This window comes from Streptomyces sp. WMMC940 (genome assembly GCF_027460265.1).
Taxonomy (GTDB): Bacteria; Actinomycetota; Actinomycetes; order Streptomycetales; family Streptomycetaceae; genus Streptomyces.
In genome coordinates this window covers 2,259,036-2,271,122 of sequence record NZ_JAPZBC010000001.1, presented here as the reverse complement: position 1 = coordinate 2,271,122, position 12,087 = coordinate 2,259,036, and the positions used below count along the sequence as shown (strand labels likewise).

Sequence of the window (12,087 nt, the reverse complement as noted above, 5' to 3'; positions counted from 1 at the left end):
CGGCATGACCGCCGGGTGGTGACCCGAGGAGCCACCCTTGGCTGCTGAGCTGCACGTCGAGCTGGTCGCCGCCGACCGCCAGGTCTGGTCCGGCGAGGCCAACCTGGTCGTCGCGCGCACCACGTCCGGCGACATCGGCGTCATGCCCGGTCACCAGCCGCTGCTCGGTGTGCTGGAGTCGGGCCCGGTGACCATCCGTACGAACGAGGGAACGGTCGTCGCCGCAGTGCACGGCGGTTTCATGTCGTTCGCCGACAACAAGCTGTCGCTGCTGGCGGAGATCGCCGAGCTGGCGGACGAGATCGACGCCCAGCGCGCCGAGCGTGCGCTGGAGCGCGCCAAGGCCGACGACGACGCCGCCGCCGAGCGGCGCGCCGAGGTTCGGCTGCGCGCGGTGGCGGTGCGCTGAGCGCACCCCGCCGATGAACCACTCTCAGCCGCGGCCCGGACTGGACTTCTCCAGACCAGGTCGCGGCTGAGGCAATGCAGGTGCAGATGCAGGTGCAGGTCGTATTCCGCTACGGGACGAAGCGAGGAGGTCGGTGAAGATGTTCCTCGCTCTGCTCGTGAGCGGACTGGTCGTCGCACTGGTGGTGATCGGGCTCTTCGTCTTCGGTCTGCGCCGCAGGCTGATCCAGCGCTCGGGCGGCACCTTCGACTGCAGCCTGCGCTGGAACGTGCCGGAGGACGGCGACCACTCGGGCAAGGGCTGGGTGTACGGCGTGGCCCGCTACAACGGCGACCGGGTCGAGTGGTTCCGGGTCTTCTCCTACGCCCTCCGTCCGCGGCGCGCCCTGGAGCGCTCGGCGATCGAGGTGGTCGCCCGGCGTCTGCCCGAGGGCGAGGAGGAGCTGGCGCTGCTGTCGGACGCGGTCGTCCTCGGCTGTCTGCACCACGGCACCCGTCTCGAGCTGGCGATGAGCGAGGACGCGCTGACCGGCTTCCTGGCCTGGCTGGAGGCGGCACCTCCCGGCCAACGAGTCAATGTGGCCTAGTTGGAGGGACTCTCCCCCGGAACGGAGTCCGGGGGAGAGTCGGTGTTGCGCCTGAGGCCGGGCCGGTGTCCTTACGGAATCCGGGTGATACTCGGCTCGTGGCGCCCCCGCCCGGACGACTGCGGTCCGGTTCGCGGCACTTTCCGATCTCGGCACGCATAGGCTCGCGCCATGAGCACAGCGGACGAGCGTGCCGAGGAGGGCGCGGACGACGGCGGACCGGGTCGGGGAAGCGGCGGTACGGGAGGCCCGGCCGGTGACGAACCGGTGGAAACGGGGCGCGGACGGGACCGGATCGAGCTCCTTCTGACGGTCATCCTCGCGCTGGCCGCGGTCGGTACCGCGTGGGCCGGGTTCCAGAGCGCCAAATGGAGTGGTGTGCAGGCGAACTCCTACGCGCAGGCGTCCGCGGCGCGCACAGAGTCCTCACGGCGTTCGGCCGAGGCGGGCCAGCTCCTGACCATCGACGTCATCTCCTTCACGCAGTGGCTCACCGCGCTCAACGAGGAGATCGCCGCCGACCCGTCGAAGCGGCCCGAGGGTGTGTACACACCGGACCCGAACAGCGTCTCCGGTTTCCTCTTCGCGAGGTTCCGCCAGGAGTTCAAGCCGGCCGTGTCCGCCTGGCTCGCGGAGCGTCCTCTGAGGAACCTCGAGGCGCCACCGACGCCGTTCGCCATGCCGGAGTACCGACTCGCCGCCGACGAGGCGGCCGACCGCCTCCTTCGCCAGGCGGAACGGAAGTCGGCGACGGCGCGTCAGGCGAATCAGCGATCGGACAACTACGTCCTGACGGCCGTGCTGTTCGCCCTGGTCCTGTTCTTCGCCGCGGTGGCCGGGCGGGCCCGGGCGGGGCGCGCCCAGCGTGTGCTGCTCGGGCTCACCGTGGCGGCCCTGCTGGCTGCCGTGAGCCTTCTGCTGTCCTATCCGGTGACGGTGTAGGGCAGCGACGGGGCGCGGGGTGAGCAGCCCACGCCCCCGCGCCGTACGGGAAACGGGGGTGGTGCGGAGCACCACCCCCGTTCGGGCGCTGCGGCTATCCCAGCGCGGTGCTGATCGCGCTCACCAGCTCACCGTTCGCGGTGTCCCCGCTGAACTCCCAGAAGAACGCGCCTCCCAGGCTCTGGTTCTTCGCCCAGCTCATCTTGCTGCCGATGGTCGCCGGGGTGTCGTAGCTCCACCAGTTGGAGCCGCAGTGGGCGTAAGCCGTCCCGGCGACGGTGCCGTTGGCGGGGCAGCTGTTCTTGAGGACCTTGTAGTCCTCGATGCCCTGCTCGTACGTGCCGGGGGCGGGCCCGGTGGCCGAACCGCCCGGCGCGGACTGGGTGACACCCGTCCAGCCGCGGCCGTAGAAGCCGATGCCCAGCAGCAGCTTGCCCGCAGGTACGCCCTGGGCCTTGAGTTTGGCGATCGCCTCCGCGGAGGTGAAGCCCTGCTGCGGGATGCCGGCGTACGACGTGAGCGGCGAGTGCGGGGCGGTCGGGCCGTCCGCGTCGAAGGCGCCGAAGAAGTCGTACGTCATCACGTTGTACCAGTCGGAGTACTGCGCGGCGCCCGCGTAGTCGGTCTTGTCGATCTTTCCGCCGGAGCTCGCGTCGGCCGTGATGGCGGCCGTGACCAGGTTGTTCGGGCCGAACTTGGTGCGCATGGCCTGCATCATGTTCTTGAAGGCGGCGGGGCCGCTGGTGTCGCAGGACAGGCCGCAGGCGTTCGGGTACTCCCAGTCGAGGTCGATGCCGTCGAAGACGTCGGCCCAGCGCGGGTCCTCGACCAGGTTGTAGCAGGAGTTGGCGAACGCGGTCGGGTTCTGGACGGCCTGCGGGAAGCCGCCCGACCAGGTCCAGCCGCCGAAGGACCACAGGATCTTGATGTGCGGGTAGCGCTGCTTGAGCTTGCGGAGCTGGTTGAAGTTGCCGCGCAGCGGCTGGTCCCAGGTGTCGGCGACGCCGTCGACCGACTGGTCGGCGGTGTAGGCCTTGTCGTAGTCGGCGTAGGAGTCGCCGATGGTGCACTGGCCGTTCTGCACGTTGCCGAAGGCGTAGTTGATGTGGGTGATCTTGGCGGCGGTGCCGGAGGTCACCAGGTTCTTGACGTGGTAGTTGCGGCCGTAGACGCCCCAGTTGGTGAAGTAGCCGAGCTTGATCTTCGAGCCGGGGCCGGGGCCGGGACCGGGGCCGGGACCCGGGTCGCCGCCGGTGGTCCGCACGGCGCGGGCGCCGCTGACGGGTCCGGTCTGGTCGGCGGTGTCGCGGGCCCGCACCGTGTACGAGTAGTCGGTGCCCGCGGTGAGCCCGGTGTCGGTGTACGTGAGGCCGGTGACGGTCGCGACGCGGGTGCCGTCGCGGAGGACGTCGTAGTTCTTGATGCCCTTGTCGTCGGTGGCCGCGGTCCAGCCGAGCGTCACCGCGGTGTCGGTGACCCCGCCGGCGGACGGGGTTCCGGGCGCGGACGGCGGGTTGTCACCGGGGACGGTGCCGCCGTCGCAGGAACCGCCGTTGATCCTGCAGTTGGCGGGCGAGCCGGCGCCGGCGCCGTTGAAGCCGAAGGACACCGAGGCGCCGGGTGCGAGGGTGCCGTTCCAGCTCTTGTTCCTCGCGGTCCAGTGGGTGCCCGAGCCGGTGACGTCGGCGTCCCACGCGGAGGTCACGGACGTGCCGGAGGGGAAGTCCCACTCGACGGTCCAGGTGCTGATCGAGGTGGTGCCGGTGTTCTTCACCGTCCACTTGCCCTCGAAGCCGCTGCCCCAGTCCTGGACCTTGGCGTACGTGGCGGTGACGGAGGTTGCTGCCTGGGCGGGTGTGGCGAGTCCGACCATGGCGGCGAAGGGGAGCAGCAGGGCGGTGAGTCCCGCCGTCGCTCGGGCTCTGAATCTGCTTCTGGTGCGGGGGGTACTCGTGCTCAAGGGTGCTCCTCGAGTTCGCGGACGGACGGGGTCGGGGGTCGGTCCGTGCAGAGCACTCCGCGGGGCTCACCGCGGTGTGCGTGCGGCGAGCGTAGGAAGGTCTGGACCAATCGTCAAGAGGTCCAGACCATCGGCGGGGTGGGGCGGCTGTCCGGGCTGTCAGACCCCCAACTCCTGTGCCAGTACGGCCGCTTGCACCCGGCTGCGCAGCTCCAGCTTGCCCAGCAGCCTGCTGACGTGGGTCTTCACCGTGGCCTCGGCCATCTGCAGCCGCACCGCGATCTCGGCGTTCGACAGCCCTTCACCCAGACAGGACAGCACCTCGCGCTCGCGCCGCGTCAGCACGTCGAGCACGGCGGTGTCGGGAGCGTCCGGCGACGGCACGGGCGTGGGCGAGGCGAACTCGGCGAGCAGCCGCCGGGTCACCGCCGGCGCGACCAGGCCCTCGCCGCGCGCGACCGTGCGCACCCCCTCGATCAGGTCCTTCGCCTCGGTGTTCTTCAGCAGGAAGCCGGCGGCCCCCGCGCGCAGTGCGCCGAAGACGTACTCGTCGAGGTCGAACGTCGTCAGCACCAGCACGTCCGCGAGGCCCTCCGCGACGACCTGACGGGTCGCCGAGACCCCGTCCAGCCGCGGCATCTGCACATCCATCAGCACCAGATCGGGCCGCAGTCCCCGGGCCAGCCGTACCGCCTCCTCGCCGTCCCCGGCCTCGCCCACCACCTCGATGTCGGGGGCGCTGCCCAGAATCAGGACCAGACCGGCCCTGACGGACTTCTGGTCCTCCGCGACCACTACCCGGATCATGCCGAGGGCTCCTTGTCGTCCACCATGGGCAGCACCGCCCGTACCCGCCAGATCCTCGCCGGGCCGCCGGCCGGGCCGGGCTCGGGTCCCGCCGCGAACTCACCGCCCAGCAGTGCGATCCGCTCCCGCATCCCGACCAGCCCGGCGCCCGACCCCGGCGCGCGCGGCCCCGGCCCGCTGCCGTACGGGCTGGTCACCGTCACCGTCAGCGCCCGGCCGGTGGTGCCGGTGAGCCGGACGGCGACCTCGCCCGCGTCCGCGTGCTTCAGCGCGTTCGTGAGCGACTCCTGCACGATCCGGTAGGCCGCGAGCGCCACCGGGACGGGAGGCGCGGTATCCGTGTCGATCGCGTCGTCCAGCATGAAGTCCAGTCCGCTCGCGGCGCCGTTGGTGCGGGCCTGCGCCATGAGCGCGTCAAGGCCGGCCAGGGTGGGGGCGACGGCGGGCTCGGCGCCGTCGCCGCTGTCCCGCAGCAGCCCGATCAGCCGCCGCATCTCCGCCAGTCCCTCCACGCTGTTCTCCCGGATGACGGTGAGTGCCTGCCGCGTCGTCGCGGGCTCGTCCAGGGACAGCGCCGCGGTGGAGTGGATGGCGATCGCGGAGAGGTGGTTGGCGACCAGGTCGTGCAGTTCCCTGGCCATCCGGGTGCGCTCGGCGATGATCGCCTCCCTCCGGTCCATCTCGGCGAGCAGCGCCGTCTGCTGCGCGCGCAGCCGTGCCGCCTCCGCGGCCTCGCGGTGGTCGCGCACGAGCGCGCCGGTCGCCGCCGGGCCGAACGACACCAGTCCCACGACCACCCCGACGAGCAGCGCGGAGGGATGCCGGAACCAGGTGAGGAAGCCGATCGTCGCCCCGACCGTGATCAGCCCGGTGGTGTACGGGATGCGCCGTGCCGAGGCCGGCGGGCCGTACACGACGGCCGCGTACACGATGTCCGTGAACATCAGGACCGTCGCGAGGTTGCCCGGTGTGAACTGGTCCGCCACGACCGCGGCCGTGCCGGCGAGGAGCGCAGTCCTCGGCATGGTCCGCCGCAGCAGCTCCAGCCCCGACATGGCGAAGAGCGGCACGAGTGTGACCCACGGCCCGGACAGCGGACGGCCGCCCTCGGTGGTGTGCAGACCGAGCGACCACAGCAGCAGACCGCCGACGAGGCCGGTGACGGCGATGACGGCGTCGTGGCGATGAGGGCGGGGGATGGTCACCACCCCATGAAACACGCCGGGGAGCCTCCCGGCCTCCCCGTCCGGGGTGAGCCCGGATACATCGAAGGGTGCAGTCACGGTTCGTCACCGGCGACGACGCGTCCGGGTGCGCCGTCGGGGAGCCTGGTTCCGGTACGAAGGGGGGAACCACCGTGATCGTCACGCTGATCATCGTCTGCGAGGTCGGATTCTGGGTGCTGCTGGCCGCCGGTCTCGCCGCGCGCTATCCGCTCAGGATGCCGAGGACCGGACTGGCCATCCTGCTCATGGAGCCGCTGCTGGAGATCGTCCTGCTGGTGGTGACGGCCCTCGACCTCAGGAACGGGGCCGACCCGAGCTGGAAGCACGGTCTCGCCGCGCTCTACATCGGCTACACCGTGGGCCACGGCCATCGGACCGTCAAGTGGCTCGACGGCCATGCCGCGCACCGGCTCGGCGGCGGTCCGCCGCCCGTGAAGCCCCCGACCCACGGCGCCGCGCGCGCCCGGCACGAGGGCCGGGTCTGGCTGGGCACGGTGGTCGGTGCGGCCGTCGCCACCGGTCTGCTGCAGGCCGCCGCCTGGTACGTCGGCGACGCCGCGCGGACGGGTTCGCTGGAGGGCTGGATGCACACCTCCTGGCGGATCGTGGCCTTCCACGGACTCTTCGCGCTGAGCTACGCGCTCTTTCCGAAGAAGGGCCCGAAGAAGGCCTCGGCGGGGGACCTGACCAAGTCCTACTAGGCGTTCCGTCCTGGGAGGTCGGGGAGGTCCGTCCGGCCGCGGGCGGACGGACGGACTTCGGAACACCTCCCGGCCCGGGCGCCGGGCGCCCGGGCAGTGCGGCTAGCGCTCGCCGCCGGGCACCCAGAGGACGTCCCCGACCTCCTTGTTCGCCGTCCGGGCGAGGATGAAGAGCAGGTCGGACAGCCTGTTGAGGTAGGTCGCCGTCAGCGGGTTCATCGTCTCGCCGTGCACCTCCATGGCCGCCCAGGTGGAGCGCTCGGCCCGCCGTACCACCGTGCACGCCTGGTGCAGCAGCGCGGCGCCCGGCGTGCCGCCCGGCAGGATGAACGAGCGGAGCTTGTCCAGGTCGGCGAGGAAGCGGTCGCAGTCCGCCTCCAGCTTGTCCACGTACTGCTGTTCCACGCGCAGCGGCGGGTACTCCGGGTTCTCCACGACGGGTGTGGAAAGGTCCGCCCCCACGTCGAAGAGGTCGTTCTGGACCCGCACGAGGACTTTCACGACCTCCTCCGGGAGCCCGCCGAGCGCGACGGCGGTCCCGATGGCCGCGTTGGCCTCGTTGGCGTCCGCGTAGGCGGAGATGCGCACATCGGTCTTGCTCGTGCGGCTCATGTCCCCGAGCGCCGTGGTGCCCTTGTCGCCGGTGCGCGTGTAGATGCGCGTCAGATTGACCATGCGGCCAGCCTAAGGGCTGTCTCGTGACCCCCATCGGGCACACGACGTCGGCCGCGGCACTGGCTGCGTCGTTGGATCATCCGAATACGCCCGAGCAGGAGGACGCCGCTCTGTCGTGCGATGCTCCGCATCCGATGCCGCGCGCCGATCCACCGCGGATCACGGACGGCCCTCGGGCCGTGTCCGCGAAGGCGCGCCGCCCCGGGGCCCCCGCCGCGGCCTGCCGGGGCGGTACCGTCACGGGGCGGCGGGCCCGTCCCCGTACGGTCGCGCCGGGGCTGTCCCGGCGACTCGGTGAGTGCGCGTCCGAGGCGCCGCGTCCCCCGGTTCCCGGGCCCGGCGGGACCGTACGGGCACCGCCCGGGACGGTGCGTGAAGCGGCGCCCTCCCGCCTCCCGATGTGATGTCCGTCATCTGAGACGTGACGCGTATCTCTTCGCCGCCACACGGCGCCCCGAGGCCGCTAACCTCCGCAGAGATCCGATATGTAAACGTGTGTTAAGGGGTGCAGCAGTGGCCAGGAAGCTCGCCGTCATCGGGGCCGGACTCATGGGGTCCGGTATCGCGCAGGTCTCCGCCCAGGCGGGCTGGGACGTCGTGCTGCGTGACGTCACCGACGCGGCCCTGACTCGCGGCACCGACGGCATCAAGGCGTCCTACGACAGGTTCGTGGCCAAGGGGAAGCTCGAAGCTGCCGACGCCGAGGCCGCGTTGGGGCGCATCACCACGACCACGGACCTCGACGCGGTGGCCGACGCGGACGTCGTCGTCGAAGCGGTCTTCGAGAAGCTCGAGGTGAAGCACGAGATCTTCCGTGCGCTCGACAAGCTCGTACGGGACGAGGCGGTGCTGGCGTCCAACACCTCCGCCATCCCGATCACCAAGATCGCGGCCGTGACCGAGCGGCCGGAGCGCGTCGTCGGTGCCCACTTCTTCTCGCCCGTTCCCATGATGCAGCTGTGCGAACTCGTCCGCGGCTACAAGACCAGCGACGAAACGCTCGCCACCGCCCGTGAGTTCGCCGAGTCCGTGGGCAAGACCTGCATCGTCGTCAACCGTGACGTCGCGGGCTTCGTGACCACCCGTCTGATCTCGGCGCTCATCGTGGAGGCCGCCAAGCTGTACGAGTCGGGCGTGGCGACCGCCGAGGACATCGACATCGCCTGCAAGCTCGGCTTCGGCCACGCGATGGGGCCGCTGGCCACCGCCGACCTGACCGGCGTCGACATCCTGCTCCACGCCACCGGCAACATCTACACCGAGTCGCAGGACGAGAAGTTCGCGCCGCCGGAGCTGATGCGCCGGATGGTGGACGCCGGTGACATCGGACGCAAGAGCGGGCAGGGCTTCTACAAGCACTGAACTCCGACCCTGGGTGCGCGGGGGCCGTACGCCCCTGCGTACCGTCACCCCTCAGGGTGAATTCGGTATCGGTTCGCTTACAGACGGCAACTTCTCTGCCCGTGTGGCAGTCAGTTGGTGCAAAGAAATACGCAGTCGAAGCTCACGGTCGAACGCGACAATCGAACGCAGAGTCAGAAGACAGACGTACAAGTCAGACCTGACGGACACAGGCACTCTCGGGGAGCGCATATGCACATCAGGGGCGACCATGCCGAGCTGGTCGTCGGGGGCCGCCTCGACGTCCGGAGCGCGGCGGACGCCCGAACGGTCCTGCACTCGGCCGTCGACGACGGAGTGGGCGATCTCGTGCTCGACCTGAGCAATCTCGACTCCTGGGACGCCACCGGCCTCGGCGTCATCATGGGCGCGCACCGGCGGGCCGGCCGCTGCGGCCGGCGCCTCGTCCTGCGGGGTGTGCCGCCGCAGATGCAGCGGCTCCTCGTGGCCACCCGGCTGCACCGCATCCTGGCCATCGAGGGCGGAATCGCCGCAGAGTCCCTGCCCCGGGTCTGAGCGGACGACACCTGCCAGGGCGCACAATCATCACGAGACCGTGACGTCCTGGGGCGGGCGGCCCCCCGGCTGTTCCCCGACACCCGGCGAGCGTCTAGGCTCCGGTCGCCTGCCTCTTCACGAACCCACACGGCGGGCACCGGACCAGAAGCGGCAGCGGAGCGTGCAGACCGGCCGGGAGGGGCTTCCGCACGAGACGTCATCTGGGGGGCTTTGACCATGGACCCGAGGAATCCGGGACCGGACGAGTACGACCGCGGCACCGAGGAGGGCGGCACCCCGCAGCGGCCGCCGCGCGACGCGGTACCGCCGGAGTTCGCCCACCAGAAGGCCGCACCCGCACGGACGGTGCGCGTGGTCGCCGGCGACTTCGCGCTCACCGTCAACCCGGTCGACGGCAGCGAGATCGAGCCCTGTCCCCCCGGCACGGAACCCGCCGCCCCCGTCCGGCACACCACCGAGGAGCGCGACGAACTGCGGCGCGCCGGCCGGCCCCCGGTCCCGCCCGGACCGGCCGCCCCCGCGCTGCCGCTGCTGGCGCGTCAGGAGGAGCGCGAGCGGCTCGTCCGGCTCCTGGGGCACGGCCGTACGGTACGGCTGACCGGCCCGGCCGGATCGGGTCGCACCGCCCTGCTCGACGCCGTCGCCGCCGACTGCGCGGACCTCGCCCCCGACGGCGTCGTCCGCCTCTCCGGACACCACCGCACCTCTGCCGAGCTCCTCTACGAACTCTTCACCGCCGTCCACAACGCGCCCCTGCACCGGCCCGACCGTGCGGAGCTCCTCGGACACGTCCGCGAGATCGGCGCCGTCGTCCTCGTGGACGACCTGGAGTTCGGCGGGAGCGCCCTGGACGAACTGCTGGACGCCACCCCGGAATGCGCCTTCCTGCTCGCCGCGACACCCGACGTCGCGCCGCCCTCGGCCGACTCCCGAGTCGAAGAGGTCTTCCTCTCCGGGCTCGAGCGCGGCACGGCGCTGGAGCTCCTCGAGCGGGCCGTGGACCGGCCGCTCACCGACGAGGAGGCCAACTGGGCCGGCGACCTCTGGTTCGAGTCGGAGGGGCTGCCCCTGCGCTTCGTCCAGGCCGGCGCGCTGCTGAGGCAGCGCGACGCCCTGCGCAACGTCCCCGAGGAGCGCGACGACGATGACGACGACGGGGACAACGTCTTCGGCGACGGTCCCGACGTCCCGCTGCCGACGCTGGGCGAAGGTGCCGCCCCCGCCGCGCTGCTCGCCTCCCGGCTCAGCGAGTCCACCCGGGACACCCTCCGGTTCGCGGTCGCCCTCGGCGGCGAGGTCCCGCACCAGGCCCATCTCCCCGCCCTCGTCGGCGACACCCACGCGGACGCCGCGCTCGGCGAACTGACCGGCTGCGCCCTGCTCAGCCCCGTCGGCCCCCGCTACCGGCTTGCGGCCGGGGTCGCCGCGCAGCTCGAGGCCGCCGGGTACGGCGAGGGCGCCCTCGGCCGCGCCCACACGGCCGCCCAGCACTACGCCTGGTGGACGGGGCACCCCTCGGTGACGCCCGCGCGGGCGTCGTCGGAGGCCGACGCGATCCTCGCGGCACTGGGCGCGCTGGTGCCCGCGCAGGAGACCGGGCACGCCAGCACCGCCGTGCTGCTGGCCCGCAGCGCCGCACCCGCGTTCGCGGCCGGACTGCACTGGCAGGCGTGGCAGCGCGCCCTGCGCGCCGGTCAGGAGGCGGCCCGGACCGCGGGCGAGGTCGCCGAGGAGGCCTACTTCCTCCACGAGCTCGGCGTACTGGCCCTCTGCTCGGGCAGCCTCGACCGGGCGCGGGCCGAACTCGAGGCGTCCATCGCCATGCGCGGAGCGCTGGCCGACAAGCGCGGCACGGTCGCCGGCCGGAGGGCGCTGGCCCTCGTGACCGACCGCGAGGGAGCCCGGCTCCCCGGCACGGACACGTCCGAGGGCGAAGGTGCTCCGTCCGTCCGCACCGAGGAGCCGGTGTCCCCGGGCAAGGGCCTCGCGGTCGTCTCCGCGCCGGTCGAGACGCTGGTGACCCGCCGTGACACCCCTGCCTCGCCGGCCGGACTGCTCGCCGGCGCCCGCCGGCTCGCCGTCTCCGGCCCCCGGCGCCATCTCGTCGCAGCCGGAGCGGGCGTCCTGCTGGCCGTGGTCCTCGGGACGGTGGTGACGCTCGGGGCGACCTCCGACGAGGAGACTCCGGCGAACCGCGTGACCAGCGAACATTCGGCGAACGAGGGCGAGGGGAGCGACGGCCTCAACGCCGACGAGCCTTCCGACGACTCCACGAGCGGTCCCGCGGACGGCACCACCGGCGGTACGTCGGGTGGCGCTCCGGCGGCCCCGGGCACCGCCCGGCCCGGTGAGAGCGGCTCGGCGGGCGACCCGGCCACGTCGGGCAGCGGTTCCTCGACGGGCGGTTCGGGCACGACCGGCTCGGCGACCGGTGGCTCGTCCTCGTCGACGACGGGCGGCACGACCGGTGGTTCGTCGTCTACGGGGGGTTCCCCGTCGACGGGCGGCTCGTCGTCGGGTTCGTCGGGTTCGCCGACGACCGGTGGCTCGTCCAGCGGCCCGAGCGGCGGTACGGCCGACGGCGGTACGACTGAGGGTGGTACGACTGACGGGGGTATGACCGACGGCGGGACCACCGACGGTGGCACGACTGACGGGGGTATGACCGACGGCGGGACCACCGACGGTGGCACGACCGACGGCGGCACTGCGGACGGCGGTACGACTGACGGCGGCACGGGCACCACGTCGAGCAGCCCCAGCGGCAACCAGGCGGACCCCAGCAGTTCGTCGTCCTGAGCGGGGGCGCGTCAGGGCCCCCGGCTTCGGGCAGGCCCGCACCGCCCGTCGCGGTCCGGTCC

At 72.2% G+C, this 12,087-nt stretch carries 11 protein-coding genes; 7 read left to right on the top strand and 4 right to left on the bottom strand.

What is annotated here, in order from left to right:
- The first annotated feature begins 37 nt into the window (after window positions 1-37).
- From O7595_RS09845 to O7595_RS09835, 3 genes are all read left to right on the top strand, one after another.
- The gene (locus O7595_RS09845) at window positions 38-409 is read left to right on the top strand and encodes a F0F1 ATP synthase subunit epsilon (RefSeq protein ID WP_138053096.1); all 372 of its coding nucleotides are present in this window, start codon (window positions 38-40) and stop codon (window positions 407-409) included.
- A 139-nt stretch (window positions 410-548) separates the two neighbouring features.
- Window positions 549-995, top strand: coding sequence for a DUF2550 domain-containing protein (locus O7595_RS09840; protein WP_138057415.1), 447 nt, complete (start codon window positions 549-551; stop codon window positions 993-995).
- 171 nt (window positions 996-1,166) lie between these two features.
- The gene (locus O7595_RS09835; RefSeq protein WP_269728334.1) at window positions 1,167-1,937 is read left to right on the top strand and encodes a hypothetical protein; all 771 of its coding nucleotides are present in this window, start codon (window positions 1,167-1,169) and stop codon (window positions 1,935-1,937) included.
- 94 nt (window positions 1,938-2,031) lie between these two features.
- Here O7595_RS09835 and O7595_RS09830 read toward each other — a convergent pair whose 3' ends face one another.
- From O7595_RS09830 to O7595_RS09820, 3 genes are all read right to left on the bottom strand, one after another.
- The gene (locus O7595_RS09830; RefSeq protein ID WP_269728333.1) at window positions 2,032-3,897 is read right to left on the bottom strand and encodes a glycoside hydrolase family 18 chitinase; all 1,866 of its coding nucleotides are present in this window, start codon (window positions 3,895-3,897) and stop codon (window positions 2,032-2,034) included.
- 159 nt (window positions 3,898-4,056) lie between these two features.
- Complete coding sequence (locus O7595_RS09825; protein WP_269728332.1) at window positions 4,057-4,704, bottom strand: response regulator; 648 nt, start codon at window positions 4,702-4,704, stop codon at window positions 4,057-4,059.
- A complete protein-coding gene (locus O7595_RS09820) occupies window positions 4,701-5,912 on the bottom strand; it encodes a sensor histidine kinase (RefSeq protein ID WP_269732439.1) in 1,212 nt (403 codons plus the stop codon). Before O7595_RS09820 ends, O7595_RS09825 begins: the two co-directional genes overlap by 4 nt.
- A 149-nt stretch (window positions 5,913-6,061) precedes the next feature.
- Here O7595_RS09820 and O7595_RS09815 point away from each other — a divergent pair, with 149 nt between their 5' ends.
- A complete protein-coding gene (locus tag O7595_RS09815; protein WP_269728331.1) occupies window positions 6,062-6,631 on the top strand; it encodes a hypothetical protein in 570 nt (189 codons plus the stop codon).
- 102 nt (window positions 6,632-6,733) lie between these two features.
- On the opposite strand, the gene O7595_RS09810 is transcribed toward O7595_RS09815, so the two are convergent.
- Window positions 6,734-7,306, bottom strand: a complete 573-nt coding sequence (locus O7595_RS09810) for a cob(I)yrinic acid a,c-diamide adenosyltransferase (RefSeq protein WP_269728330.1) — start codon at window positions 7,304-7,306, stop codon at window positions 6,734-6,736.
- 513 nt (window positions 7,307-7,819) lie between these two features.
- Between O7595_RS09810 and O7595_RS09805 the strand changes: the two genes are divergently transcribed.
- From O7595_RS09805 to O7595_RS09795, 3 genes are all read left to right on the top strand, one after another.
- Window positions 7,820-8,668, top strand: a complete 849-nt coding sequence (locus tag O7595_RS09805; protein WP_269728329.1) for a 3-hydroxyacyl-CoA dehydrogenase family protein — start codon at window positions 7,820-7,822, stop codon at window positions 8,666-8,668.
- A gap of 231 nt (window positions 8,669-8,899) precedes the next feature.
- Window positions 8,900-9,223 carry an STAS domain-containing protein gene (locus O7595_RS09800; protein ID WP_093653370.1) on the top strand — a complete coding sequence of 108 codons (324 nt, stop codon included), beginning with the start codon at window positions 8,900-8,902 and terminating at the stop codon, window positions 9,221-9,223.
- Window positions 9,224-9,442: 219 nt separating this feature from the next.
- Window positions 9,443-12,025 carry an ATP-binding protein gene (locus O7595_RS09795; RefSeq protein WP_269728328.1) on the top strand — a complete coding sequence of 861 codons (2,583 nt, stop codon included), beginning with the start codon at window positions 9,443-9,445 and terminating at the stop codon, window positions 12,023-12,025.
- Window positions 12,026-12,087: the final 62 nt, after the last annotated feature.